Consider the following 26756-nt stretch of genomic DNA (forward strand, 5'->3'; position numbering starts at 1 on the left):
AGTCAAACCGGCCGCAGGCTGAGGGCCGGGAGGCGAGCGCAGTGCGCAGCACCGGTTTCCGTGCGGGGCCGCGGGGATTGCAAAGGGGGCCGCGGTGGCCCCCTTTGCACGTTCACGGGTGACAGATTTAGTATGTTCAGCAGGTCTGGAAGTGAACGGAACACACCTCGGTGCCGCCTGTTCCCCTCACCCCGGCCCTCTCCCCGGTGGGGCGAGGGGGAAAAGCGCGCCCCTTTGCTGGTTCAGCCAGTCTGGCAGTAAACGTAACAAACCCCGGTGCCGCCTACCCCGGCCCTCTCTCACAGGAAGAAGGATAAAATCTGAAGGCCGGATAAAGTGTCAGTCTCCATACGGCAAAAATCAATCCCGCAGATACACCTTACCCATCAAATAGGTCGTGGCCTGGCCGCCGATCAGCACCCTGTCGCCACGCCATTCACAGCGCAAATCACCACCACGCGCAGAGACCTGACGAGCCTGCATCACATTTTTACCCAGTTTCTCGCCCCAGTAAGGAATCAACATGCTGTGCGTGGACCCCGTCACCGGATCTTCCGGCACTGACTCGCCCGGGCAGAAGAAACGGCTGACGAAATCGTCATCGTCCCCTGGGGCGGTGATACAGACCATCTTACCCAATGGGATCATGCCCGCAATGTCTGGCGTGATGGCCTCCACCTGCTGCTGGTTTTCCAGCACGACGAGGTAATCACGCGCCTCGCGTACCTCTTTGGCGCTACTGATGCCCAGGGTCTCGAAAAGCAATGCTGGCGGTGCATCCACCGTTTCGGTCTGCCAGGCCGGAAAATCGAGGGTCAGCCAGTCGCCGTTACGGGTGACGGTGAGAGAGCCCACAAAACGGGTATCGAAGTGAATCTGGGTATCCGGGAAGTCGAGATATTCAAATATCACATGCGCGGCGGCGAGCGTGGCGTGGCCGCACAGGTTGATTTCATATTGCGTGGTAAACCAACGCAGTTCGTAGCCAGTGTCATTGCGGACAAAAAACGCTGTCTCAGATTGGTTATGCTGTTGTGCCATCTTAAGCAGTTGCGCGTCAGACAGCCATTCGGTCAGCGGGCAGACGGCGGCGGCGTTACCGCCAAAGGTGCGGTCACTAAAAGCATCTACCATGTAAAAGTCGATTGTGTGCATAGCGTTTCCTTTTGTTTTCCTTTTGTTTTTCCTCCCTAGTTTTATCACATTCATACGTCATTGTTCATATCCGATAGAAATTGAGATCTTCGTCACAAAAAGTTTGTATTTTGAGCAGAAATGGATTTAAGATCATCGCAACTCCTTCTCCTGCTACGAATCCCAAAACACTATGACAACACAAATAGTTTCACGAAAAGTCGCGTGGCTGCGAGTCGTTACGCTTGCCGTTGCTGCGTTCATTTTTAATACCACCGAATTCGTGCCGGTGGGGCTGCTGTCGGACATTGCGCAAAGTTTCAATATGGAAACGCCGCAGGTGGGGATCATGTTGACCATCTATGCCTGGGTCGTGGCCTTGATGTCGCTGCCCTTTATGCTGCTCACCAGTAAGGTTGAGCGACGCAAGCTGCTGATTGCCCTCTTCGTCCTGTTTATCGCCAGTCATGTGCTCTCATTCCTGGCGTGGAATTTCGAGATTCTGGTCATAAGCCGTATTGGCATCGCCTTTGCGCATGCCATTTTCTGGTCGATTACGGCATCGCTGGCCATTCGCCTTGCACCGGCAGGAAAACGTGCACAGGCGCTGAGCCTGATTGCTACCGGCACCGCCCTGGCAATGGTACTTGGCATCCCGATTGGCCGTGTTGTCGGGCAGTACTTTGGCTGGCGCACCACCTTCTTCGCCATCGGATTTGGCGCGCTGGTGACTCTGGTCTGCCTCGTCAAACTGCTGCCTTCGCTGCCGAGCGAGCATTCCGGTTCCCTGCGCAGTCTGCCGGCCCTTTTTCGCCGTCCGGCGCTGCTCAGTATTTATCTGCTGACGGTTGTCGTCGTGACCGCGCATTACACGGCTTACAGCTACATTGAACCCTTTGTGCGTGATGTCGCCGGTTTCAGCGGTAACTTCGCCACGGTGCTGTTGCTGATTCTCGGCGGTGCGGGCATTGTGGGCAGCATTCTGTTTGGCAAGCTCGGCAATAAACATGCTTCATTGCTGATCAGCGGAGCAATCGGCCTGCTGGTGCTTTCGCTGTTGCTGTTGCGCTCTGCCGCAGACAGCGAACAACATCTCATCATGCTGAGTCTGTTCTGGGGCGTGGCCATTATGATTATTGGTCTTGGCATGCAGGTAAAAGTGCTGGCGCTGGCACCGGATGCCACCGACGTTGCGATGGCGCTGTTCTCGGGGATTTTCAATATCGGCATCGGTGCCGGTGCGCTGGTGGGGAATCAGATTAGCCTGCAGTGGTCGATGTCGGCAATTGGCTACGCCGGCGCCATTCCCGCCGTTGCGGCGCTGGTATGGTCGGTGATTATTTTCCGTCGCTGGCCGGTGTCGCTTGAAGATAACCAGCAGCCACATCATATGTAATCTGTTACGCCGTCATCCTGCCTCACTTGCGGGATGACGGCGTAGCCAGCTCATCTGGCCTGACTTACCTTCCCGAAACCCCCTCTTTCATCACCTGCATGCCAGCGTTCCTCACCATCAATGTGTCGCCGGGAAGTGGGTGATAATTTCCAGCACGCCATTAATGATAAACTGCACGCCCATGCAGACCAGCAGAAAGCCCATCAGACGGGAAATGGCTTCAATCCCCCCCTTGCCCACCAGACGCATAATGGCACCGGAACTGCGCAAACTTGCCCATAAAATCAGCGAAACGGCAGCGAAAATCAGCGGTGGCGCGACCCATACCACCCACTCAGGGAAGGTGCTGCCATCGCGAACCGTGGCGGCAGAACTGATGATCATCGCGATAGTTCCGGGCCCTGCCGTGCTCGGCATCGCCAGCGGCACGAAGGCAATATTTGCCGTAGGCTCTTCTTCCAGCTCTTCCGACTTCGTTTTCACTTCAGGCGCTTCATGCGCTTTTTGCGGTGGGAACAGCATGCGAAAACCGATAAAGGCCACAATCAGGCCACCTGCGATCCGCAGGCCGGGGATGGAGATGCCGAAGGTGTTCATCACCACCTGGCCGGCATAGTAAGCCACCATCATAATAGCGAAGACATAGATCGACGCCATTTTCGACTGCTGGTTGCGTTGGGTGCTGTTCATGTTCCCGGCAAGCCCCAGAAACAGCGCCACGGTGGTTAACGGGTTCGCCAGTGGCAGCAAGACCACCAGCCCCAGTCCAATTGCTTTAAAAAGATCCATCATTTGCTGCATTCTCCGGCAGAGTCCATCGTAGCGGGAAGTATATCGTTATCGCCGCGCCCCTTCACATTGCTTTACGTAGGGATACTTTTCCTGTTGAAATTCAGCCGCATAGTGCGCTTAAAGCGCGCCCTTTATGCTGCTTTAGCAATTCGTGGCATAAGCTAATTCATTCAGTTGACTTATACTTGCCTGAGCAATAATATCTACCGTGATTAATCTACTTGCCGGGGCAACCATTGTGAAAAGCACAAGTGATCTGTTTAACGAAATCATTCCACTTGGTCGCTTGATCCATATGGTTAACCAGAAAAAAGACCGTTTACTGAATGACTACCTGTCTCCGTTCGATATCACGGCAACGCAATTTAAGGTGCTTTGCTCTATCCGCTGCCAGGTGTGCATCACGCCGGTCGAATTAAAAAAAGTGTTATCGGTCGATTTGGGCGCTTTGACGCGCATGCTGGACAGGCTCGTCTGTAAAGGCTGGATTGAACGTCACCCGAATCCACACGATAAGCGCGGCGTCCTTGTGCAGTTAACCACCGAGGGCAAGGCGTTGATTGAGCAATGTCACCAATTAGTAGGGCAAGACCTGCACCAGGAACTAACAAAAAACTTATCGGCAGACGAAGTGGCAACGCTTGAGTATTTGCTCAAGAAAGTCTTGCCGTAAAACAACGAGGTATGACGATGTCCAGACGCAATACTGACGCCATCACTATTCATAGCATTTTAGGCTGGATTGAAGAGAACCTGGAATCTCCGATGTCGCTTGAGCGCGTCTCAGAACGTTCGGGTTATTCGAAATGGCACCTGCAACGGATGTTTAAAAAAGAAACCGGCCATTCGCTCGGTCAATACATCCGCAGCCGTAAGCTGACCGAAATCGCACAAAAATTGAAAGAAAGTAATGAACCGATCCTGTATCTTGCGGAGCGCTATGGGTTTGAATCGCAACAAACCCTGACCCGGACGTTCAAAAACTACTTTGACGTACCGCCGCATAAGTATCGTGTCACCAACATTCCCGGTGAGAACCGGTATTTGTTCCCCATCAATAACTGTAGTTACTAATTCGCCTGTTTTAAGACGTATCGAGGAAATCATGAAACGTATTACCTGTGCCGCCATCACCCTCATGGTGCTGTTTTCTGGCCAGAGTTATGCGGAGCAATTCGCTCACCCCGCACAACAGAACATTCGTGATGTGATGGTGATGCCCACTGCCCACGACCAGTCACCGTTCGACTTCAATCATATGGGTGCAGGCAGTGATAAATCCGACGAGTTAGGCGTGCCTTATTACAACACGCGCACCTGACCGTATTCGCCCCGCACCTGCGGGGCTTTTTTTATGGTTTGACCGCGACCTGCCGACGGAATCGTAAGCCAAACACGTTGATATATAATCCCGCCATAATCAGCACCGCCCCGGCGAGTTGCAGAAGCGTCATGGATTCACCCAGCAGCAATGCGGCGCTAGCCAAACCCACTACAGGCACCAACAGTGACAAAGGCGCAACACGCCAGGTTTCATAACGGCCCATCAACGCCCCCCAGATGCCATAACCAATAATGGTGGCAAACAACGACAAATACACCAGCGATAAAATTGTCGTCAGGTCGATGGAGACGAGGCTTTGCAGCATTAACGCCGGGCCATCGAAAATCAGCGAGGCCACCATAAAAGGAATAATCGGAATGAGCGCGCTCCAGACCACCAGCGACATCACTGCCGGACGCGACGTATGCTGCATGATTTTTTTATTGAAGATGTTGCCACAGGCCCAGCAAAATGCGCCCGACAAGGTAAGCAGGAAGCCCAGCAGTGGAACATGCTGACCGTTGAGGCTCGATTCAATCAACACCAGCACGCCGATAATCGCCAGGGTGATGCCTGCCACCTGCTTCGCCTGTAAACGCTCGCCAAATACGCCGACACCCAGCACGATGGTGAAGAAAGCCTGCGCCTGCAGCACCAGGGAGGCCAGACCCGCCGGCATGCCAAATTTGATGGCAGTAAACAAGAAAGCAAATTGCCCGAAGCTGATGGTCAGACCATAACCGAGCAATAAGGTCAGGGGCACTTTTGGGCGCGCAACGAAAAGCAGCGCCGGAAACGCCACCAGCACGAAACGCAGACCGGCCAGCAACAAGGGCGGCATGTTATGCAGACCAATTTTGATCACCACAAAATTCAGGCCCCATACCACGACCACTAACAGTGCCAGCAACCCATCTTTACGCGTCATTCATCGCCCCTGTCTTTGTTCAATTTTTGTAAAGAATTTACGTTAACGCAAAAATCAGTCCAGAGACAGATCATTAATTTTGGCAGGTCAGTTTTGGCATTTGCCAACAAATCAACCGGTGTACATCACGCTTTATGCATGATATTGCTGTTAGTCATCACAAAAAAATATAACAACAAGCATGTCGGGCAGGAAAATGATCTCATCACAACAGCGGTCCATCGCCGCATTACTGGCGTCTTCTTTACTTTTAACCATTGGCCGCGGCGCAACGCTGCCTTTCATGACCATCTACCTCAATCGCCAGTATGGTATGAGTGTGGAACAGGTGGGCTATGCCTTGACTGTCGCCCTGACAATTGGCGTGGTGTTCAGCTTAGGCTTTGGCATTCTTGCGGATAAATTCGATAAAAAACGCTATATGCTACTGGCGGTGTCCGCTTTTTTACTTGGCTTTGCGGCCATTCCGGCCGTGGATCACGCCGGGTTAGTCGTCCTCTTTTTCGCCATCATTAACTGCGCTTATTCCGTTTTCTCGACGGTACTGAAAGCCTATTTTTCTGACACGCTGGGCGCGACGGCCAAGGCAAAAATTTTCTCGCTTAACTACAGCGTCATCAACATCGGCTGGACGGTGGGCCCACCGCTGGGCACGCTGTTGGTGATGTATAACCTGAATCTGCCCTTTTTGCTGGCGGCCACCTGCTCTGCTATTCCGGTGGTGGTGATTCAGATGTTCGTCCAGCGTATCACCGTCAATGCGAACGAAGATAACAGCGTGGCCTGGTCGCCATCGGTGTTGTTAAAGGATCGTGCGCTGCGCTGGTTCACCTTTTCCGGTTTCCTTGCCTCTTTTGTTGCCGGCTCTTTTGCGTCCTGTATTTCCCAGTATCTGATGTCGGTGGCAGACAATGCGTTTGCTGAGAAAGTGGTCGCCGTTGTTCTCCCGGTTAACGCCGCGATGGTGGTGACGCTTCAGTATGCAGTGGGCCGGCGATTGAGCGCGACCAACCTGCGCCCGTTAATGGGTGCAGGGACGGTCTGTTTTATGCTGGGTCTGGTCGGGTTTATGCTTTCGGGTGGCAATCTGTGGTTCTGGGGGTTATCGGCCGCTGTGTTTACCGTCGGTGAGATTATCTATGCGCCGGGCGAATACATGCTCATCGACAATATTGCCCCACCGGGTATGAAAGCGAGCTACTTTTCCGCCCAGGCGCTGGGCTGGTTAGGGGCAGCAATGAACCCGATGATGACCGGGATAATTTTGTCGTCAATGCCTGGTTGGTCGCTGTTTGCCATCCTCATTATGGTGACCTTTTTTGCCTGGCTTGCGATGGTTCGCGGCATCCAGGCAAAACCGTTGGGTCCGTTGCAGATGAGCAAAAGCGAACCGGTTTAGGAATGGGTGCGCAACGGGGCCCGGTTATCAAGCTGGCGAATAGAGGGCGTCCAGCTCGTCACCAGGGTTGCCAGCACCACCGCACTGGCGCAGGCCAGCAGTACCGTCGGGCTACCAAACTGTAATGCCAGTGGCCCGGCGGCAATTTCCCCTACCGGGATCGCGATAAACGATCCCATCGCATCGTAAGCGTATACCCGCGCCAGTTTTTGTGCGGGGATATGGGTTTGCAGTGATTGTGCCCAGACCACGCCAAACTGACCGAAGCCTAGGCCCGCCATGAAAAAGGCCACCATTAAAAGCGGCGTGGACGGATAAAAGCCCAGTATGACCATCGGAATGGCGCATAACCCGACCAGAATAACGCCCACGAACAGATCGCGACGAGGCCGCCAGCGCAGCGCAATCAGTGAACCAACAATAAGACCAATGCTTTGTGCGGCAACGATAAACCCCCACCCGGTGCGGCCAAAGGTGTTGTCTGCCACTATCGGACCAAGCACCATCACCACGCCGCTGAATGCTGCATTAATAATGGTGAACTGTGCCACTATCGCCCAGACCCAACTGCGGGCGATAAACTCTTTCCAGCCTTCGCGCAGGTCCTGCAAAATGTTGGACGTCGATTTTTCCGTCTGCATCGCGTTCACCCGAATTCGCTGATAGAGCGGTGCAGCAGCAGCGAAACCCAGGGCATCTATCGCCAGTCCCCATCCCGGACCGATGGCACTGGTCAGTAATCCTCCCATGGAGGCGCCAATCACCGTCCCGCCGTATACCCCTAACTGAATGAGCGCGTTGGCTTCACGCAGGTTATGCAACGACACCGTCTGCGGCACCATGGCGGAAGAGGCAGGCAGTGCAATACCGGCTGCGGCACCGTTTAATGCGCCAAGGATGGCTAATAAGGGGATCGTTGCGCTGCCATCCAGTACTATCCAGGCCACGACGCCCTGCGTAATCGCAGCGGCAAGTGAAGAGGAGACCATAACCCGACTGCGCGAATAACGATCCGCCAGTACCCCTCCCAGCAGCAAAAATGCCACATTAAACAGTGAGCGAGCGGCGACCACGATGCCCAGATCGGCAGCAGATCCGCCAATATCCAGGACCGCAAAGGCCAGCGCAATCGGCGCGATGCCGTTACCCAGAACGGTGAGTAAACGGGCAGAAAAGAGGTTGCGAAATGATGCTGAATGGAGAGCGCGCCGAGGAGTCACTGCACACTCCCGACCTGGCCGTTTATTTGTTTCACCTGCGGTCCTTATTCTGTTTTTGTCCACCGTGACGAGAGAACGACAAAACGGACAGGCGGGCTTCCCCACCTGTCCGTTTAAAAAAATGGAATGCGTTAGCCCGTCTGGCTTACCAGACCTGCTCAGCAATTTGGGTCACGAGGCGTACTTTATCCCATTGTTGCGCAGGTGTCAGGGAATTGCCCTCTTCCGTAGAGGCAAAACCACATTGCGGGCTGAGGCAGATTTGACTGAGATCCACATACTTCGCGGCTTCTTCCAGGCGGGCCTTGATGCCTTCCGGGTTTTCCAGCTCGCCGTTCTTGGTGGTGATCAGCCCCAGCACCACCTGCTGTTTGCCCGGACGCACAAAGCGCAGCGGGGCAAAATCGCCGGAGCGATCGTTGTCATACTCAAGGAAAAAGGCGTCGACGTTGACGCTGCCAAACAGCACTTCTGCAACCGGCTCATACCCGCCTTCTGAAATCCAGGTCGAGCGGAAGTTACCGCGACAGACGTGCAGCCCGATGGTGAGGTCTTCCGGCTTGCCTTCCAGCGCTTTGTTCAATACCCGGGCATATATGCGTGCCAGCTCATCTGCATCTTCACCACGCTCAGAAATCTGGCGGCGCTGATCGTCTGAACAGAGGTAGGCCCAGACGGTATCGTCGAGTTGCAGATAACGACAACCGGCTTCATAAAACGCATGGATTGCATCGCGCCAGGTGGTGGCCAGATCGTCAAAGTACTCCGCCAGATCCGGGTAAACGTCAGCATCTATGCCTTTACGACCACCGCGGAAGTGCAGCACGCTCGGGCTTGGGATGGTCATCTTCGGCTGTGCATTGCCACTGATGCTTTTCAGGTAACGGAAATCTTCCAGCATTGGGTGCGTACCGAAGCCCAGTTTGCCGGTTACGCGAACGCTGTGCGCTTTGGTTTGCACGCCATTGAACTGAATACCCTGCTCAGATTCATAACGTTCAACGCCTTGCAGCCCATCAAAGAAGTCAAAATGCCACCAGGCACGACGAAATTCGCCGTCGGTGACCACATGCAATCCACACTCGCACTGCGCCTGTACCACCTCTTTGATGGCGGCATCTTCTACCGCACGCAGTTGTGCAGCGCTGATATCGCCCTGAGCAAATTGCTGGCGGGCGAGTTTGATGCTGTCGGGGCGTAAAAAGCTGCCGACGACGTCTGCGCGATACGGGGCCTGTTGGCGTTGCATGGTGTTCTCCTTGCGCGGCAGGCAAGATAGTTGCCTGACGTGATAGTTCATTATTTGAATTTTTAGCCATCTGGATGGCTAAATGTCCAAACAAAATGCCATAATCCCTCCTGGCGCGCAAATGAGAATTCCTCAGCCCACGTGAATTATTTTCATGTTGCGGCAAAGGTGAAGCCTTCATCCTCCCAACCGGTTAGGCCACCGATCATGATTTTGACCGCCAGCCCCATTCGGGCCAGCTTAAGCGCCGCTCTGTCCGCACCGTTACAGTGGGGACCCGCGCAGTAAACAACAAATACCGTCTCGTTTGGCCACTCGGCCATGCGTGCCGGGGTCATTTCCCGGTGCGGAAGATGTAATGCACCAGGCACATGCCTGCGGGCAAAGGCTTCAGCGCTCCCTACCACGTGAAGCAGGACGAAATCCTGTTCTTCATTATTAAGGGCATAATGCACATCGGCACAATCTGTCTCGACGCTCAGGCGGCGCATAAAATGGCCAACGGCTTCTTCTGGTGATGCAGCTGGAAAGTCAGTTACCGTGCTCATCGTGTTTTCTCCGTGTTTGTGTTAACTCTACTGTAATGAATACCCCAACCGCTGACTGCATAGCGTTATGACAGAAAACCGCAAAATAATGACAATTTCAGGATCCCCCCGTTCTCCCCATCAGGTTGTTGCCCTCGCCTATGACGGCTTGTGTACGTTTGAATTTGGCGTTGCCGTGGAAATTTTTGGCTTACCTCGCCCCGAACTGGGAGAGAACTGGTACCGGTTTGCCGTTGCGGCCGCGGATGAAGGTTCGCTACAGGCAACAGGTGGGATCCGCGTGATGACGGATGGGGGGCTGGAGCGCTTAACCGAGGCGGATACGATTGTGGTGCCGGGGTGGCGTGGTGCGCACACGCCGGTACCCGATGCGTTATGCAAAGCCCTGCAAGAGGCACATCAGCGCGGTTGCCGTATTGTGTCTATCTGTTCAGGCGTTTTTGTCCTTGCCGCAGCAGGATTACTCAATGGTCGCAAAGCCACGACGCACTGGCGCTATACCGAACAGCTACAGCATCTTTTCCCGCACATTGAGGTGCTGGAGGATGCCCTCTATTACGATGAAGGCAACGTAATGACCTCGGCAGGCAGTGCAGCGGGCATCGATTTATGCCTGCATATCGTCCGGCAGGATTTTGGTCGGGAGGTTGCCAACAACGTTGCCCGCAGGCTGGTGGTGCAGCCCCACCGTGATGGGATGCAGACTCAGCACGTCACTCGCCCCGTCGCGCGTTCTCGCGAGAGCCAGACGCTGGGAAAATTATTTGATTATCTTCATCAACAACTGACCGCCCGCCATACGGTAGCGTCGCTGGCCGCTCGTGTGGGGATGAGCCCCCGCACCTTTTTGCGACGCTTTGAAGAATCGACTGGCATGACACCCGCACGATGGATTCTCCAGGAACGTTTACATCGGGCCAGAGAATTACTCACTCAGTCAAAAATAGGGCTGGAACAGGTTGCCGGGCAATGCGGATTTAATAATGCGGCGTCCTTACGTCATCATTTTCAACAGCATTACGCCCTGTCCCCCGGGCAGTTTCGGCAAAAATTTACCCTCACCGCTAAATAATTCACCTAATTCAGCGTTTGTTTAGATTCAATAAGGTAATCTCTCTCCCATCGCGGCAACGATTAAGGTAAGTGAGGAAGGTAAAATTAATTAATGGGAGAGTAATCATGTTAGGAAATATGCACGTATTTATTGCAGTACTGGGAATCATCATATTTTCTGGATTTCTGGCTGCGTATTTTAGCCATAAATGGGATGACTAATGAACGGCGATAATCCCCCGCAGTGAAAGCCCCTTACGTGAAGACGTAAGGGGCTTTTGTTCATTTCAGTATTGCAGATGAAAAAAAACCGCCAGTGAACTGACGGTAAAAGCTTGCATGGATAGATTTGTGTTTTGGTCTTATCGCCATCCCGCTTCGGTGAGGAGATTTGCGGATCAAAATCACTCTACCCACCGCATCTTCAATGAATCCTAAACGGCGTGAGGGTTACCCCAGTCCAGACCCACTCTTTGTTCAATGTGTGACAGTTCTCAACATCTGACGTGTTAAATTAAGCCATTCAGCGAAGTCCGCTCGACCTATTTGCCTTTCATCACCAGCCTGGCCGCTTCAGTAAAGACCTCATCTTCAACGCCATCACCCCGGTTTCGGCCCTGACGCTCGATCTCTTCAATGATGCTGTCCCGGTTAATGGCTTTACCCGCCGATACCAGCCCAATGACCGCCGCGCCAATGGCTAATCCAATGAGTCCCGTGCGCTCGTCATTGAATTTCATAAGCATGATTCTCCACAAAAGTGCCCGAAAAAAATTTAGCACAGCTTAAGGCAACGTCCAGCACAGGTTACAAAAACCCGCCATTGGTATGAGAAAAATACCGAGCTAGCCTCTTTGACTGAGCCAGACCGAATGCCCGGTACAGTCTGGATCTTCAAACACGACCTCTATCACTTCAAATCCATTGTCACTAAGCAAAGCACGATACTCACCCGGAGACAGGCTCGCATGAAATAATGGCTCACCTTCAAATTCGCCCATTGCAATTCCATTATCGGGCCCGCTGGTGAACATGAGCAGACTGCCACTATGGCTATGAGCAGCAAATATCGGGAACATGGCGCGCTGATCCTGCTGATTCAGGTGAAAAAAACTATCCCAGGCGAGCAAACCATCAAAGGTTTCTTCCAGCCGGAGCTGGCGCATATCCTGATGGAACCACCGCTGTTGCGGGAAAGACGTCCGAGCTCGCCCAATCATGGCCGCGGCACCATCAACCCCGGTGAGGGTATACCCACGTTGCACGAAATACTCAGCAATAGGCTGGCCATTACCGCATCCGATATCCAGAATCGTCGCTGAGGGTTTCAGTCTTTGCGCGAATTTATCCAACCATGATTTCTCCTGCAACGTACGCGCGCGGCGCGTTGCAAAAGCGTCGGCATGACGCTCGTAAATAGACAGAATATTTTCCGCTGCGTGATTTGTCATGAGTTGACTGCCCTGCTTTGCAAGCGTTTAAAAAGAAAAAGCTCCGGCCAGTGCCAGAGCGTTATGGTTATATCAAATGTATCATGCGCTATGGGTATTTAAAGCAAAACATCAACCTGCTCACTGCCTCACTGAGACAGCGTTTAAATCTTCCTGGTATCAAGCCCCGCCGCTTTCAGCCGATCGACAATTTTGAACATTTTTGCCACCACGGTCCTGAAGGATTGATTAATCCCTATTCCGTCGCAGATTTCGTCCCGTGGAAGGTGCTTGAGTTGATCGGCGTATTTAATGAGCTGTAAATGCATCTCTGCCAGTTTTGCACGCGGCGGAGCTTCGCTGAGCGCTTTCTTAATGGCTGCATAAATCTCTTGCTCGCTACCCATTGAAAATACCTTTTAATTAATGCGCGAAACGTTTTGTAGCATATTGCTCTGATGGTTTTGTGACGTCAGTATTCACAATATGAAGATATATCCTATTTTTTTCTTTCACGGTGCATTGTGGACGGCAGAAAGCAAAAAGCCGGGATTATCTGCCCGGCTTCCTTGTTCACTGAAATGTGCTATTCGCTCAATCCGCGATTCACCAGCATCGGTTCAATCAACGGGTCGTGCCCGCGCCACTGCCGATAAAGTTCAGCTAAATCAGTACTGTTCCCGCGTGATAAAATCGCGTCGCGGAATTTTTGCCCGTTTTCACGCGTCAATCCACCGTTATCGACAAACCACTGGTAACCATCATCCGCCAGCATCTGCGTCCACAGATAGGCGTAATACCCCGCCGCGTAGCCGCCGCCGAAAATATGGGCAAAATAGCTGCTGCGATAGCGAGGTGGGACGGCATCCATGTCGAGTGATTCACGGTGAATGGCCTCGGTTTCGAAGGTATCCACATCATCAATTTGTTCATCCGCACGCAAACTGTGCCAGTTCATATCCAACAGGGCGGCACTGAGCAGTTCGGTCATGTCGTAGCCTTTATTGAACTGAGTACTGCGCAGCATTTTATCGCGCAATGCTTCCGGCATTGGCTCACCGCTCTGGTAGTGCCGAGCGTATCGGGTAAATACCGCCGGATGGCTGGCCCAGTGCTCATTGATTTGTGACGGAAATTCGACAAAATCCCGCGGCGTGTTGGTTCCCGAGAGCGTCGCATAACGCTGACTGGCGAACAGACCGTGCAGCGTGTGGCCAAATTCGTGGAACAGTGTTACCACATCGTCCCAGGAGAGCAGCGCCGCCTGGCCGTCGGCAGGTTTCTGGTAATTACAGACGTTATAGATAACCGGCAGGGTGTCAGCCAGAGTGGACTGTTCCACGAAATTGCCCATCCATGCACCGCCGCTTTTCGAGTCCCTGGCAAAGAAATCGCCATAGAACAGCGCCATACCTTTGCCATCGGCGTCGAAAATTTCCCAGACACGCACATCAGGATGGTAAACAGGAATGTCGAAACGCTCGACAAAGCGAATGCCAAACAGTTGCGTTGCGGTGTAGAAGACACCGTCAATCAGGGTATTGTCGAGGGCAAAGTACGGCGCAATTTGCGCGTCATCAACATCAAATTTTGCCAGTCGCACCTGCTCGGCATACCACAACCAGTCCCATGCCTGCGCGGTAAATCCACCCTGCTGATCGTCAACAACCTTCTGGATATCGGCCAGCTCTCGCTCCGCTCTGAAGCGTGCAGCCAACGCAATCCCGCGCATAAATTCGAAGGCAGCCTGCGGCGTTCCTGCCATCTGATCGGCAATTTTCCAGCTGGCGTAATCCGGGAAGCCCAACAATTGTGCCTGCTTCGCCCGCAATTCGGCCAGCCGTAACACGATGCTGCGGGTGTCGTTAGCGTCGCTTTTAGACGTTCGTTGGGTGCTGGCACGAAACAGATTTTCACGGGTTTGCCGATCGCGCAGTGAGGCGAGTAAAGGCTGTTGGGTGGTATTGAGCAACGTGAGCAGCCAGCGGTCTTTCAACCCTTTATCTTTTGCCGCAGAGGCCGCAGCAGCAATCGCTTCCTCGCTCAGCCCATCGAGCTGGTGCAAATAATCCACCACCAGCCCACCCGCTTTGTCAGCGGCCAGTAGACGTTGGTTGAACTGACTGGTGAGGCCTGCGGCTTCCGTATTCAGTGCCTTGAGGGCTTGTTTATCTTCATCATTCAGTGTCGCCCCTGCCAGCTTAAATTTTTGCCAGAGCACCTCGACCAGCCGCAGCGATTCTGCATCAAGTCCAGCGGTTTGACGGTTTTGCCACACGGCATCAATGCGAGCAAATAACGCCCCATTGAGGTAAATATCGTTCGCCAGTTGCGCAAGCTCGGTGGAAAATTCCTCATCAAGCTGCTGCAAAAAATCGTTAGTGTGCGCAGAGGTCATCGCAAAAAAGACCTGGGTCACCCGCGTCAGGAGTTCTCCACTCACTTCCAGGGCAAGAACAGTATTGGCAAACGTCGCGGGTTCCACGTTTTCCGCGATAGCTTGCACCTCGGCGCGTTTTTGCGCGACCCCCTTATCAAAAGCCGGTCGGTAATGATCCTGATGAATGCGATCGAAGGGAGGAGCCTGATACGGCAGCGCACTGATGCCAAAGAAAGGATTTGTTACCAACATGTTCCACTCCTGATAGGGTTAGTCACAGCAGATTAGGCATGCGCTGAACGTATCGCAATGCATTCATCGGGTTGCATAAAAAATCTTACCCGCATCAGCGGCGGGCAACATAAAATGATGAAGAAAGCACAATACTGCAACATATCAGGGCTAACCCTGAGTTGTCGTGCATGCTATGGTAATACATCATAAAAAGCGTTGAGGAACAGTGAGATGATTATTTTAGTTACCGGAGCAACGGCGGGTTTTGGTGAGAGTATTACGCGTCGTTTCTTACAAAACGGGCATAAGGTCATTGCTACCGGTCGCCGTCAGGAACGTCTGCAAGAACTGAAAGATGAACTGGGCGACAACCTCTACACCGCGCAGGTGGATGTGCGTAACCGCGCGGCTATCGAAGAAATGCTCGCCAGTCTTCCTGCAGAATGGCAGGACATTGATGTACTGGTGAACAACGCGGGCCTGGCGCTGGGACTTGAGCCTGCGCACAAAGCCAATATTGATGACTGGGAAACGATGATTGATACCAACAACAAAGGGCTGGTCTACATGACGCGCGCCGTGTTGCCTGGCATGGTTGAACGTAATCGTGGTCATATCATCAATGTGGGTTCCACCGCAGGAAGCTGGCCTTACGCGGGCGGCAACGTTTACGGCGCAACCAAAGCCTTTGTTCGTCAGTTCAGTCTGAACCTGCGTACTGACCTGCACGGCACGGCGATCCGTGTGACCAACCTTGAACCGGGCCTCGTGGGTGGCACGGAATTCTCCAACGTTCGCTTCAAAGGCGATGACAACAAAGCCGGAAAAACCTACGAAAACACCAACGCCCTCTCCCCTGAAGATGTCACCGAAGCGGTCTGGTGGGTTGCCACATTGCCAAAACATGTCAACATCAACACTCTGGAAATGATGCCGGTCAGTCAGACCTACGCGGGTCTGAGCGTTCACCGCGAAGGTTAATTTTCTCCTCCCGGCCTGCGGGCCGGGTATGGGAACGGCGGTGAATAAGTGGTATGGTACCCAGGTTAACCTCATAAAAAGTAAGCGCGAATGACCGTCGAAACCCAACTCAATCCGACACAGCCCGTTAATCAGCAAATCTACCGCATTTTGCGTCAGGATATCGTCCATTGCCTGATCCCCCCGGGTACCCCCCTCTCTGAGAAAGAAGTGTCGGTGCGTTTCGATGTCTCACGGCAGCCCGTTCGTGAAGCTTTTATCAAGCTCGCGGAAAATGGTCTGATTCAGATCCGCCCTCAGCGTGGCAGCTACGTCAACAAAATTTCCCTGAGTCAGGTACGCAATGGCTGCTTTGTGCGTCAGGCGATTGAGTGTGCGGTTGCCCGTCGTGCGGCTGGCATGGTGACCGACAGCCATTGCTATCAGCTGGAACAGAACCTGAATCAGCAGCGGATCGCCATTGAGCGCAAACAGCTTGATGATTTCTTCCAGCTTGACGATGAATTTCACCAGAAACTGGCCTTAATCGCCGATTGCCAGCTCGCCTGGGACACCATTGAAAACATCAAAGCGACCATTGACCGCGTGCGTTACATGAGTCTCGACCATGTCTCGCCGCCGGAGATGCTGTTGCGTCAGCATAACGATATTTTCGTGGCGCTGGAAAAGCGCGATGCCGATGCCGTGGACAAAGCTATGACCCAGCATTTGCAGGAGATCAGCGCCTCGGTAAAACTGATAAGCCAGGAAAACCGCGACTGGTTTAGCGAAGACTAACCCCTACTTCTTTTCTCCCTTTGTGCAACGTCGTGCTTTTTTAGCCGATAAAAAAGTGTGACGTTGATCAAAAACAAAAAATCATCTCAGCAAAAGCGTATTTATAAGGGCGTCCGTTACGGGGACGCCTTCTGCCCCGGCATAGTTTGCGGATGATAAAAGGAGAAACCACCATGATGACTTATGATCGTAATCGTAATCCTATTACCACTGGCAGCCGTGTGATGATTAATGGCACTGGCCGTACCGGCAAAATCGTGGCTATACACGGCGATGGCCTCAATGCGGGCCAGCTTCGTCGCAGCAAAACGGTGGAAGTAGAGGGTTGTGAAGGCCAGTTTGAACCGGTTGAACTGATTCGCCTCGGCCTGCACTAATGGTGAGAATGCCGCCGGACGGCGGCATTCATGACTCAGAACGTCGCGATGTACTGGGCAACCGTGGCTTTCGCGCCGTTGGCCAGCAAAGCCTGATAGGCAGCAAGCACCTGTTGAACAAAAGTCGTATCCAACGGCAGTTCGGTACCAAAAATCGCCTCAATCCCTAGCAGCGCCTTCACGCGGGCTTCGCCTTCTGCACTGCTATTTACCGCCTGCTGAATGACAGCCAATAGCGGATCGCTCACTTCAATCGCCTGACCCTGCTCGTCAACACCACCGACATAACGCATCCAGCCTGCAATGCCCAATGCCAGCAGTTTGAATTCGTGATTGTGTACCCGATGCCAGCGTACGGAGTCCAGCATACGTTGTGGCAGTTTCTGGCTGCCGTCCATGGCAATCTGCCAGGTGCGGTGACGCAGCGCGGTGTTGCTGTAGCGCGCGATCAACAGGTCTGCATAGTGGGCAAGATCCACCCCTTTGACCTTCAGCGTTGGTGCCTGCTCAGCCAACATCAACGTGTGCGCTGCACGGCGATAATTGTCATCTTCCATGCATTCATTAATGTGCTGATAGCCCGCAAGATAGCCCAGGTAGGCCAGGAAAGAGTGGCTGCCGTTGAGCATGCGCAGTTTCATCTCTTCGAAAGGCACCACGTCTGCCACCAGCTCAGCGCCTGCCTTTTCCCACTCAGGGCGACCGGCCACAAAGTTGTCTTCAATGACCCACTGACGGAACGGTTCACAGGCTACGCCTGCCGGATCGCGCACGCCGGTAATCTGTTCGATTTTGTCCAGCGTATCCGCCGTTACGGCGGGCACGATACGGTCAACCATGGTTGACGGGAAGGTAACGTTCGCCTCAATCCAGTCAGCCAGTTCGGCGTTAACGGCACGGGCAAACGCGCAAATAACGTTGCGGGTGACATGACCGTTTTCCGGCATGTTGTCGCAGGACATCACGGTGAACGGCGCAAGCCCTGCGGCTTTACGGCGCGCCAGTGCTTCAACGATCACCCCGGCAGCGGATTTTGGCTGATGCGGGTTTTGCAGGTCGGCCGCGATAAACGGCGTATCCCGCACCAGTTGACCGGTCGCCGGCGAGTGGCCATAACCTTTTTCGGTGATGGTCAAAGAGACGATGGCGACCTGAGGTTCACACATGGCCGCCAGTACGGTTTCCATACCATCCACATTGGCATGTAATGCACGCGTAGCCACACCCACCACGCGCGCGGTCCATGCATCGGCAGACATCTCTGCCACGGTGTAAAGATTATCCTGCGCTTTCAGATCGGCGATCTGCTGCTCACCGCCAATCAGATTGACTTCGCAATATCCCCAGTCGCTGCCGTGTTCAGATGCCAGAATGTCGGCATAGACCGACTGATGCGCACGGTGGAATGCGCCAAAACCAAGATGCACAATGCGGGGAACCAGTTTGCTACGATCGTAAGAGGGTAATGTGGCTGTCGCCGTTAACAGTCTGTTTTCCATGGAGAGACTCGTCTTATTAAATGAAACAGTGGTTCATTAGATTAATGACTGCCGCAAACCAGACTATGATTTGCGACAGCTTTTGCTGACTACACTGACTAGAATGGTAACTAAATGTTGCTTAATTCTCCCCTGCGCCGTGGCTTATCTTTCCACTCGGTGTAGGGTCAGGAATTAAACAAAGTTACGCGAGGCTGCGGTCGAAACGGTGGGCGAAGCTTCCGCCGCATCTTCCGGCAGGTTAAGGTCACGGTCACGCACTTCCGGCATCAGCAGTGCTGAAATCAGACCAATTACGGAGTAACTGATCAACATGACCACGATGGGCCACCATGAGCCGGTCATGTTACAGAAAATACCGGCCAGAACAGGACCAAAGCCCACCGCCACCAGACCACCCGCCTCTTTCGAAATCGCCATACGGGTAAAGCGGTTACGGGAGCCGAACATCTCGGCCATGGTGATGTTTTCCAGCGCAAACAGCCCCAGGACAGCAACGTTATGGATGACGATGATAGACAGCATGATCACGCCCGGGCTGTAGCTCTTGTCGACGATGATCGACAGCATCGGGTAGGCGAGGATAATCGCCGAAATACACATGATAATGTACGGGATGCGGCGACCAATCTTATCGGACAGCCAACCGAGGAACGGGATGGTCAGGAAACCAATCACGGAGCTTATCATCAGGGCATCGGTCGGGATACGTTTTTCAAACAGCAGTGTCTGAACCAGGTAGCCTGCCAGGAAGGTCTGAATCAAACCGGAGTTACCTGCCTGCCCGAAACGCAGACCTGTCGCCAGCCAGAATGATTTGCTGGTGAACATTGCGCCAAGGCCCGTTTTTTCAGGCTGGGCTTTCGCTGGCGCACTTTCACCTTCGCTAACCTGCTCAAATACCGGGCTCTCTTTCAGGTTCATACGCAGCCAGATGGCAAAGATCATCACCACCACACTTGCCAGGAACGGCACACGCCAGCCCCATGCCACCAGCTCTTCACGGCTCAGGGCAAAGAACATGACAGCCCAGATAGCCGTCGCGCTCAAAGTGCCGCAGTTGGTGCCCATGGCGACCAGGGAAGAGATGATCCCGCGTTTACCTTTTGGCGCATATTCTGCCAGCATCGTCCCCGCACCGGAGATTTCAGCCCCTGCGCCCAGCCCCTGGATAATACGCAGCGTCACCAGTAACACCGGCGCAAAAATACCGATTTGCGCATAGGTTGGCAGCACGCCAATCAGGGTAGTACAGATCCCCATCATGGTAATGGTGATAAACAGTACTTTCTTACGGCCAATGCGGTCTCCCATCCGGCCAAAGAAGAAGGCGCCGACAATACGCGCGATGTAGCCCGCGCCGTAGGTACCCATTGCCAGAATAAGTGCCATAGCAGCGGATTGTTCAGGGAAAAAGATCTCATGGAAAACCAGGGCAGCGCCCAGCGAGTAGAGCTGGAAGTCCATAAACTCCAGCGCGGTACCCAGCCAGCCGGATACAGCGGCCTTCACCAGGTCAGAGGTCGTTCTTTCAGGTTTAACTTGCGTCATAATGGCTATCTCAAAAAAGAGTAAGATGCGTACCGCTTCACCGCATTTTTCATTGTAATTAATTGAACGTCAGCAAGACCTTGCAGCACTTGCGCTGATCTTTTTCGAACAGTTCAATCGCGTCTGTGACATGTTGATAGTCAAATTTATGCGTCACTAACTTTGTGGGATCGATAAGGCCGCGCGCCAGCCAGTCGATCACCACCGGGAATTTATTGGCGTTAAGGCGTGAGGAAAAAATAGACAACTCTTTACCGGTGATGCCCTGCTGCACTATCTGGCACGGGTCGCTGGAGAAGCCCATGATGACAATGCGCGCCGCCGGAGAGGCCAGCGTAATGGCTTCCTGCAAAATCGACGGATGACAGGCCGCATCAACAATAATGGTCGGCTTGATACCCTTCTCTTCCAGCACGGATTGCAGCGTTTTCTCGCTGTTGTTAATTACCCAGTCCGCACCGCTACGTTCCGCCATTGCCAGCCGCTCGTCGATACGATCCGCCACGATAACCTGCTTGACGTTGTAAACACCTTTCAGCGCCTGCAGCGTGACCAGACCCATGGGGCCGGCACCGTAAATCAGTGCAATGTCATTCTCGGTTGGGCTCACCTGCCCCGTGACGTTTGCAGCGATAGTGAACGGTTCGACCATGACGGCGTTTTCATCAGGAATAGAATCCGGTATGACAAACGCATTGCGTTCAGGCACCACCGCGTACTGACTGAACCCACCGTCACGGTGCACACCCAGCACGACCAACGAGGTACACACGTTGGGTTTGCCGATGGAGCACGGATAGCAGTGGCCGCAGCTGATAACCGGGTCAACGGAGACTCGCTGGCCTAAACGGTCAGCAGAGACGCCTTCCCCGACGGCATCAATCAGGCCATAAAATTCGTGACCGATGACGCGCGGGTATTTGGCAAACGGGTTGTGCCCGCGATAAATGTGACTGTCTGAGCCGCAAATCCCGGCGAGTTGCACTTTCACGCGCACTTCTCCGTTGGCCGGTTCAGGCAACGCACGTTCTTCAATCACTAACTGATTCGGTTGTTCTATTACTACGCTTTTCATTATTTTTACCTCGGTTACCAGTTCCACAACGTGCCATCTTCCAGGCGGGCGACCGGCAGATAGGCAGGATCGTAGGGATATTTAGCGGCCAGTTTTTCGTCAAATTCGATGCCCAACCCTGGCTTATCACCCGGGTGCATGTAGCCGTTATCGAAGCGCCAGCTGTGCGGGAAGACCTCCAGCATTTGTTCGGAGTACCCCATGTACTCCTGCACGCCAAAGTTCGGCACCCACAGATCAAAATGCAGGGCGGCGGCGTGGCAAATCGGTGACAAGTCAGAGGGGCCGTGTGAGCCGGTGCGCACCTGGTAAAGCGAGGCAAAATCGGCAATACGGCGCATGCCGGTGATGCCGCCCGCGTGGGTGATGGTGGTACGGATGTAATCGATAAGCTGCTCTTCAATCAGCTGCTTACAATCCCAGATGCTGTTAAAGACTTCGCCAACGGCAATGGGCGTGACGGTGTGCTGACGAATCAGGCGGAAGCACTCCTGGTTTTCTGCCGGGGTCGGATCTTCCATCCAGAACAGACGGTAATCTTCAATGCTCTTGCCAAAGCGCGCGGCTTCGATGGGGGTCAAGCGGTGGTGCATGTCATGCAGCATGTGTTCGTTGAAGCCGAACTGATTACGTACCGCATCAAACAGCTTGGGTGTGAAATCGAGGTATTTTTCAGTGGACCAGAGTTGCTCTTCCGGCCACTGACCTTTGGTAGCAGGCTCATAGGCCAGGCCCTTACCTTTCGACATACCGTAGGTCGTTTTCATTCCCGGCACGCCGCACTGAACGCGAATGGCTTTGAAACCCATCTCTTTGTGACGCGCGTAATCTTCCAGCACATCATCAATGGTATGACCGGTAGTGTGGCAGTAAACCATCACCCCTTCGCGTGAGGCCCCGCCCAGCAACTGATACAACGGCATATTGGCGGCTTTGGCTTTGATGTCCCATAGCGCCATGTCGACTGCAGAAATTGCAGACATGGTGACCGGGCCACGACGCCAGTACGCGCCTTTATAGAAAAACTGCCAGATGTCTTCAATGCGATGTGCATCGCGACCAATCAACTGCGGGCAAAGGTGATCTTTCAGATAGGACGCCACGGACAATTCACGCCCGTTCAACGTGGCGTCGCCGAGGCCAATGATCCCCTCGTCGGTGGTGATTTTTAATGTGACAAAGTTGCGACCCGGACTGGTCACGAACACTTCAGCCCCTACGATTTTCATGCACAAATTCCTTACATCATGTCTCTTGATGCAGAGAATTTACGCAACAGGGCTACTACCATACAAGTATAATGATCGAAAAAAGCGCTTCCGATCACAGAAAATTAACGACTCATCCTGCACGCCCCCAACCCGCCACAATAATTAACATGCCGCATAAGGCAATAGCCGCGCCCATCCAGTCGTAGAGACTGAGCCTGACGCCATCCACCACCCGGAGCCACAACAGCGCCGTACAAACGTACACGCCGCCATAGGCTGCGTAAACCCGCCCACTGGCGGCAGGATGCAGGGTTAACAGCCAGACAAACAGCGCCAGCGCGATGGCCGCAGGGATCAACAATAACGGCGTTGAACCGCGTTTAAGCCAGAGCCAGGGTAAGAAACAGCCAATGATTTCGCACAAGGCGGTAAGGAAAAAGAGACAGGTTGTTTTCAGCATCAGAGAGGATTTTCATTAAGCTCAGGTTGAACTATCTTACCGGAAAATCCACTAAGATTGGGACTTCCCGGCGGCTACCTTCGTACGGGTGAATCAAGTACACTTGATGCATGGACGTTGCGCCACTTTCACTGAAGGAAATCACCATGAATATTACACTGAGCAAACGCCTGTGCCTGACGGCAATGCTAACATTGGCTGCCATTATGTACACCGCCGGCGCATCCGCAAAAACCGATAAACTGATCATTGAATCCGGCGACAGCGCACAATCGCGCCAGCAGGCTTCCATGGAAAAAGAGCAGTGGGACGACACGCGCAACCTGCGCCATAAAGTGAACAAGCGTGTGGAAAAAGAGTGGGATAAAACCGACGTTGCCTTTGATGCGCAGGATAATTGCCACAAAAGCGCGAACGTCAATGCCTACTGGGAGCCGAACACGCTGCGCTGCCTTGACCGCCGCACTGGCCGCCAGATTACACCTTAATCTTCTGCACGACCGGGGCGTCGCCTGACGCCCTTCTGCTTCGCCGTACCCAAAAGGATTTCCCCATGACTGATAACAGACAGGTCAAACTTCGTCCGCTTGAGCGGGAGGATTTGCGCTTCGTCCACCAGTTGGATAACAACGCCAGCGTTATGCGCTACTGGTTTGAAGAACCCTACGAGGCGTTTGTCGAACTCTCCGATCTTTACGATAAACATATCCACGACCAGAGCGAACGCCGTTTTGTTATCGAATGCAATGAAGTGAAAGCGGGTCTGGTCGAACTGGTTGAGATTAACCACGTTCATCGACGGGCAGAATTTCAGATCATCATCTCGCCGGAATTTCAGGGCCAGGGGCTGGCCTCAAAAGCGGCAAGGCTGGCAATGGATTACGGCTTTATGGTGCTGAATTTATACAAGTTGTATTTGATTGTTGATAAAGAGAATGAGAAGGCCGTCCACATCTATCGCAAGCTGGGGTTTCAGGTGGAAGGTGAACTCATCCATGAATTCTTTATCAACGGCGAATACCGCAACACGATCCGAATGTGTATTTTTCAGCAGCAGTACCTGGCGGAGCATAAACAGCCTGGCGGCACCTTATTAAAACCCACCGCACAATAGCGCGGCGGGCCTGACGATTAATAATACTCAATGGTATTTTTGATGTTGTATTTATGCTCGACGTTGGGCGTAACGCTTTCATCGACAATCACCAACTGACAGGCAACCGGATTATCGTGCCTGTCGTAATCGCAGGTTTGTTTCACATTGCTCAGCGGTTTGTTGTTCAACAGGCTAACCGCGGTGTAATCGAGCTTTTTACGCGCATCCCTTGAAGGGGTCGAGGCGACGGATAAATGCGCCTCTTTTGATGAGGTGGATTTACCCAGGGGGTAGCCTTCACTGTCATACCGGTAGGTCACTTCAACGTCTTTACCCCGTGCCACCGAAATAAAGCCGCGATCGTCCGTGTCCCAGGTCAGCCCGGCGCTCGGGTACTCAGCGAGCTGACATTTACCCTGCAAGCGCAGCCGTTTCTCCTGGGTATCGGCATCGATGTAGTAATTGGCGTTCAGCACCAGCTCGACGCCCGTATTGTTTTCCACATCATGCAGTTCAAGCGTATCAAAACAGCCCTCTTTAGAGAGCGTCCCACTCACCCGTTTAGAGACTTCGCCTTTTTCATTAAGCAGTGTCTGGCTAAAATCTTTGACCGGGCCGCGCAGCGGATCAAAATCAAATTCATTCGAAAAACTGGCCATCTCCGGCGTAAAGGATACAGGTCCCTTTTTGTCATCACATCCGGCCACCAGCACGGCCAGGGCGATGAGTATCATTTGTTTATTCAATAGGTTCACCCAAAATTCGCGATGCGTATCGCTTATACCCTAAATAATTCGAGTTGCAGGCAGGTGGCAAACCATTGCCTTCCGGGCGCTTACGCGGGTAAGTGTCTGGGGCAAGCGAGGCGAGCCAACGCACATGCAACCTGAAGTATGTCGGGTATATATTAGCAAAACCTTTAATCATTCTGGCAATGACAATTTAACGTCATTCGAAAATCAGTGCTTTCACTCCGGCGAAATTCCACACGATGCCCCCGGCTGCAATCAGGAGCAACACCAGGGCTGACCCGGCGGTAAAGCGGCGGCTATGGGTCACCGGCAAAAAGCGTTTAACAACCACGATGTAACTGGTCAGTACCACAAAATCGAACAGGATCCAGATAAGCGAAAGCGTGACGATGCTGGTGGTAAAGTCGGAACTGACGGCAATAAATTGCGGGAAAAAAGAGACGAAAAACAGAATGTCTTTTGGGTTAGCGACGCCCGTGATAAAGCCACGCCTGAAACCGCCCGCCATTGCGCCTTCTGGTTGCCCTCTTTCAGTTGGCTGTCTGATGTGCCACAGCGTTTGTGCCGCGCCCCAGCCGATGAACATCGATCCCGCCAGTCCCAGCGCCGAAAGGTATCCGGCGTTTAAGGTCACCACACCACTGAGCATCATCACGGCGACGGCAATCAGCACCAGCGATGCCAGATTGGTGCCGAGCGTGGTCAGAAAGGCCCTGCTGTAGCCCGACATCGCAGCCGTGCCCGTCACCAACATCACAACCGGCCCCGGTGTCACCAGCAAGGCCAAAATTGCCAGCATATAAGCACTCAACAGCGCCACATTCAGAGTGTGCATCATTCCTTCCACATCGCTTACGGTGGGCAGAGTATGAAAAAAATCCGCCGTCAGGGAAAACGAGTTAAACTGGATTTCATTGTGAATTAAACTCAAGATAAGGTCTCAGGCGTGCCTAAAAACCTCCCCCATCTTTATGCGCTACGGGCCTTTTCCGTTGCAGCACAGTACAACTCATTCAGTCAGGCCGCAGATTTTCTCAACGTAACGCCAGGCGCGGTCAGCCGCCATATTCGTACCCTTGAGGCGTGGTTTGGCTGCCAGCTCTTTACCCGCAATGGCCCGAAAGTAACCCTCACGGACGCAGGCAACATGCTGGCGGGTGATTTGCAACAAGGCTTTTCTCAGCTGGAGACCGCATGCCAGCATTTGCGTAGTCATCATCAGCAACTGCGACTTAAAGCCCCTTCAACCCTGACCATGCGCTGGCTGCTTGATGTAATGGCAAAATTTCATGAGCAACACGCCGCGCCCGAAATCAATATTTCCAGCGTCTGGATGGACATTGATAGCGTGGCGTTCCAACAAGAGCCCTTTGATTGCGCCATCCTGTTGGGCAATGGTCAGTTTGGCGCAGGCACGTGTAGCCTTCATTTATTTGATGAATGGTTGGTGCCCATCTGCGCACCGGGCCTGCTGGCTAAAGCCCAGGATGATCTGGCCCTTTGTGAGTTGATACACCCCTCCCGTGACCGCCGTGACTGGCGCAGATGGCTGGCAGGAACAGGCTTACATGCGGGTCTTAGCCTGGCCGGTGGCAAAATATTCGACACCCTGGAACAAGGCATGATGGCGGCAATGGGAGGGCACGGCGTGGCAATCGGCGACCTGCTACTGTGTCAGGCGGCTCTCGATCAGCATCTGCTGGTGATGCCCTTTCCCCAGCCCATCAAAACCGGTGACGGCTATTATCTTGTCTGGCCCCAGGACTCAAAACGGCAAAATAATATCGATAAGCTGGCCCGGTTTTTACAACAGCACGCCCCTCGATATGCCCCATAATATAGTGCGAATGAAGATTAACGCCGCGTTGGAGGCTATTAATCTGAGATTTA

The 26756-nt window shown here is 53.3% G+C and carries 30 protein-coding genes; 13 read left to right on the forward strand and 17 right to left on the reverse strand.

Going from position 1 to position 26756, the window contains the following annotated elements; all coding sequences use genetic code 11:
- Positions 1–360: 360 nt before the first annotated feature.
- Entirely contained in the window at positions 361–1155 is a 795-nt protein-coding gene (locus ACUY4Q_RS12090; RefSeq protein ID WP_458043014.1) for a PhzF family phenazine biosynthesis protein, read from the reverse strand.
- Positions 1156–1327: 172 nt separating this feature from the next.
- Here ACUY4Q_RS12090 and ACUY4Q_RS12095 point away from each other — a divergent pair, with 172 nt between their 5' ends.
- On the forward strand, positions 1328–2530 hold the full coding sequence (locus ACUY4Q_RS12095) for a sugar transporter (protein WP_458043015.1): 1203 nt from the start codon (positions 1328–1330) through the stop codon (positions 2528–2530).
- Positions 2531–2647: 117 nt separating this feature from the next.
- Here ACUY4Q_RS12095 and ACUY4Q_RS12100 read toward each other — a convergent pair whose 3' ends face one another.
- Entirely contained in the window at positions 2648–3322 is a 675-nt protein-coding gene (locus tag ACUY4Q_RS12100) for a MarC family NAAT transporter (protein WP_458043016.1), read from the reverse strand.
- Positions 3323–3560: 238 nt separating this feature from the next.
- Here ACUY4Q_RS12100 and marR point away from each other — a divergent pair, with 238 nt between their 5' ends.
- The 3 genes from marR to marB are packed head-to-tail and all read left to right on the forward strand — an operon-like array spanning position 3561 to position 4643.
- The gene (gene marR / locus ACUY4Q_RS12105) at positions 3561–3995 is read left to right on the forward strand and encodes a multiple antibiotic resistance transcriptional regulator MarR (RefSeq protein WP_437890648.1); all 435 of its coding nucleotides are present in this window, start codon (positions 3561–3563) and stop codon (positions 3993–3995) included.
- Between the two features lie 17 nt (positions 3996–4012).
- Positions 4013–4396: an MDR efflux pump AcrAB transcriptional activator MarA gene (gene marA, locus ACUY4Q_RS12110; RefSeq protein ID WP_437434031.1), complete on the forward strand. Its 384-nt coding sequence runs from the start codon at positions 4013–4015 to the stop codon at positions 4394–4396.
- A 31-nt stretch (positions 4397–4427) separates the two neighbouring features.
- The gene (marB, locus tag ACUY4Q_RS12115; protein WP_458043017.1) at positions 4428–4643 is read left to right on the forward strand and encodes a multiple antibiotic resistance protein MarB; all 216 of its coding nucleotides are present in this window, start codon (positions 4428–4430) and stop codon (positions 4641–4643) included.
- 31 nt (positions 4644–4674) lie between these two features.
- On the opposite strand, the gene eamA is transcribed toward marB, so the two are convergent.
- Positions 4675–5574, reverse strand: coding sequence for an O-acetylserine/cysteine exporter (gene eamA, locus ACUY4Q_RS12120; protein ID WP_458043018.1), 900 nt, complete (start codon positions 5572–5574; stop codon positions 4675–4677).
- A gap of 196 nt (positions 5575–5770) precedes the next feature.
- Between eamA and ydeE the strand changes: the two genes are divergently transcribed.
- A complete protein-coding gene (gene ydeE / locus ACUY4Q_RS12125; RefSeq protein WP_458043019.1) occupies positions 5771–6973 on the forward strand; it encodes an efflux MFS transporter YdeE in 1203 nt (400 codons plus the stop codon).
- Here ydeE and ACUY4Q_RS12130 read toward each other — a convergent pair.
- From ACUY4Q_RS12130 to ACUY4Q_RS12140, 3 genes are all read right to left on the reverse strand, one after another.
- Positions 6970–8193: an MFS transporter gene (locus tag ACUY4Q_RS12130; RefSeq protein ID WP_458043020.1), complete on the reverse strand. Its 1224-nt coding sequence runs from the start codon at positions 8191–8193 to the stop codon at positions 6970–6972. The two genes, ydeE and ACUY4Q_RS12130, sit on opposite strands and share 4 nt — an antisense overlap.
- 145 nt (positions 8194–8338) lie before the next feature.
- Positions 8339–9442: a cobalamin-independent methionine synthase II family protein gene (locus ACUY4Q_RS12135; protein ID WP_458043021.1), complete on the reverse strand. Its 1104-nt coding sequence runs from the start codon at positions 9440–9442 to the stop codon at positions 8339–8341.
- A gap of 152 nt (positions 9443–9594) precedes the next feature.
- On the reverse strand, positions 9595–9990 hold the full coding sequence (locus ACUY4Q_RS12140) for a rhodanese-like domain-containing protein (protein ID WP_458043022.1): 396 nt from the start codon (positions 9988–9990) through the stop codon (positions 9595–9597).
- 67 nt (positions 9991–10057) lie between these two features.
- On the opposite strand from ACUY4Q_RS12140, the gene ftrA reads away from it, so the two are divergent.
- On the forward strand, positions 10058–11062 hold the full coding sequence (gene ftrA / locus ACUY4Q_RS12145) for a transcriptional regulator FtrA (RefSeq protein ID WP_458043023.1): 1005 nt from the start codon (positions 10058–10060) through the stop codon (positions 11060–11062).
- A 107-nt stretch (positions 11063–11169) separates the two neighbouring features.
- A complete protein-coding gene (mgtS, locus tag ACUY4Q_RS12150; RefSeq protein ID WP_458043024.1) occupies positions 11170–11265 on the forward strand; it encodes a protein MgtS in 96 nt (31 codons plus the stop codon).
- Positions 11266–11585: 320 nt separating this feature from the next.
- Here the strand turns inward: mgtS and ACUY4Q_RS12155 are convergent, their stop codons facing one another.
- From ACUY4Q_RS12155 to dcp, 4 genes are all read right to left on the reverse strand, one after another.
- Entirely contained in the window at positions 11586–11783 is a 198-nt protein-coding gene (locus tag ACUY4Q_RS12155) for a hypothetical protein (RefSeq protein ID WP_458043025.1), read from the reverse strand.
- Between the two features lie 105 nt (positions 11784–11888).
- Positions 11889–12494, reverse strand: a complete 606-nt coding sequence (locus ACUY4Q_RS12160) for a class I SAM-dependent DNA methyltransferase (protein ID WP_458043026.1) — start codon at positions 12492–12494, stop codon at positions 11889–11891.
- Positions 12495–12637: 143 nt separating this feature from the next.
- A complete protein-coding gene (locus ACUY4Q_RS12165) occupies positions 12638–12880 on the reverse strand; it encodes an HTH-like domain-containing protein (protein WP_458043027.1) in 243 nt (80 codons plus the stop codon).
- A gap of 179 nt (positions 12881–13059) precedes the next feature.
- On the reverse strand, positions 13060–15105 hold the full coding sequence (dcp, locus tag ACUY4Q_RS12170) for a peptidyl-dipeptidase Dcp (protein WP_458043028.1): 2046 nt from the start codon (positions 15103–15105) through the stop codon (positions 13060–13062).
- A gap of 213 nt (positions 15106–15318) precedes the next feature.
- Here dcp and ydfG point away from each other — a divergent pair, with 213 nt between their 5' ends.
- The 3 genes from ydfG (at position 15319) to ydfZ (ending at position 17222) form a co-directional block, all read left to right on the forward strand.
- Entirely contained in the window at positions 15319–16068 is a 750-nt protein-coding gene (gene ydfG / locus ACUY4Q_RS12175) for a bifunctional NADP-dependent 3-hydroxy acid dehydrogenase/3-hydroxypropionate dehydrogenase YdfG (protein ID WP_458043029.1), read from the forward strand.
- Positions 16069–16158: 90 nt separating this feature from the next.
- On the forward strand, positions 16159–16845 hold the full coding sequence (locus ACUY4Q_RS12180) for a GntR family transcriptional regulator (protein WP_458043030.1): 687 nt from the start codon (positions 16159–16161) through the stop codon (positions 16843–16845).
- A gap of 173 nt (positions 16846–17018) precedes the next feature.
- Complete coding sequence (gene ydfZ / locus ACUY4Q_RS12185) at positions 17019–17222, forward strand: putative selenium delivery protein YdfZ (RefSeq protein WP_458043031.1); 204 nt, start codon at positions 17019–17021, stop codon at positions 17220–17222.
- Between the two features lie 35 nt (positions 17223–17257).
- Here the strand turns inward: ydfZ and ACUY4Q_RS12190 are convergent, their stop codons facing one another.
- The 5 genes from ACUY4Q_RS12190 to ACUY4Q_RS12210 form a co-directional block, all read right to left on the reverse strand.
- Positions 17258–18721, reverse strand: coding sequence for a mannitol dehydrogenase family protein (locus ACUY4Q_RS12190; RefSeq protein ID WP_458043032.1), 1464 nt, complete (start codon positions 18719–18721; stop codon positions 17258–17260).
- A 174-nt stretch (positions 18722–18895) separates the two neighbouring features.
- Entirely contained in the window at positions 18896–20272 is a 1377-nt protein-coding gene (locus tag ACUY4Q_RS12195; protein ID WP_458043033.1) for an MFS transporter, read from the reverse strand.
- A 58-nt stretch (positions 20273–20330) separates the two neighbouring features.
- Positions 20331–21347 carry a Zn-dependent oxidoreductase gene (locus ACUY4Q_RS12200; RefSeq protein ID WP_458043034.1) on the reverse strand — a complete coding sequence of 339 codons (1017 nt, stop codon included), beginning with the start codon at positions 21345–21347 and terminating at the stop codon, positions 20331–20333.
- Positions 21348–21361: 14 nt separating this feature from the next.
- Entirely contained in the window at positions 21362–22576 is a 1215-nt protein-coding gene (gene rspA, locus ACUY4Q_RS12205) for a starvation-sensing protein RspA (RefSeq protein WP_458043035.1), read from the reverse strand.
- A gap of 112 nt (positions 22577–22688) precedes the next feature.
- Entirely contained in the window at positions 22689–23018 is a 330-nt protein-coding gene (locus ACUY4Q_RS12210) for a YnfA family protein (protein ID WP_458043036.1), read from the reverse strand.
- A 146-nt stretch (positions 23019–23164) separates the two neighbouring features.
- Here ACUY4Q_RS12210 and ACUY4Q_RS12215 point away from each other — a divergent pair, with 146 nt between their 5' ends.
- Together ACUY4Q_RS12215 and speG are read left to right on the forward strand one after the other, a co-directional pair.
- Positions 23165–23506 carry a DUF1283 family protein gene (locus tag ACUY4Q_RS12215; RefSeq protein WP_458043037.1) on the forward strand — a complete coding sequence of 114 codons (342 nt, stop codon included), beginning with the start codon at positions 23165–23167 and terminating at the stop codon, positions 23504–23506.
- A gap of 65 nt (positions 23507–23571) precedes the next feature.
- Positions 23572–24132 (forward strand): spermidine N1-acetyltransferase, encoded by a 561-nt coding sequence (speG, locus tag ACUY4Q_RS12220; RefSeq protein WP_458043038.1) that lies wholly within the window; start codon positions 23572–23574, stop codon positions 24130–24132.
- A gap of 17 nt (positions 24133–24149) precedes the next feature.
- Here the strand turns inward: speG and ACUY4Q_RS12225 are convergent, their stop codons facing one another.
- Both ACUY4Q_RS12225 and ACUY4Q_RS12230 read right to left on the reverse strand, forming a co-directional pair.
- Complete coding sequence (locus ACUY4Q_RS12225; protein ID WP_458043039.1) at positions 24150–24848, reverse strand: YnfC family lipoprotein; 699 nt, start codon at positions 24846–24848, stop codon at positions 24150–24152.
- Positions 24849–25062: 214 nt separating this feature from the next.
- On the reverse strand, positions 25063–25692 hold the full coding sequence (locus tag ACUY4Q_RS12230) for a LysE family translocator (protein ID WP_458047329.1): 630 nt from the start codon (positions 25690–25692) through the stop codon (positions 25063–25065).
- Positions 25693–25812: 120 nt separating this feature from the next.
- On the opposite strand from ACUY4Q_RS12230, the gene ACUY4Q_RS12235 reads away from it, so the two are divergent.
- Entirely contained in the window at positions 25813–26703 is an 891-nt protein-coding gene (locus ACUY4Q_RS12235; protein WP_458043040.1) for a LysR substrate-binding domain-containing protein, read from the forward strand.
- Positions 26704–26756 lie beyond the last annotated feature (53 nt).

It is taken from the genome of Phytobacter cepae (assembly GCF_054165735.1).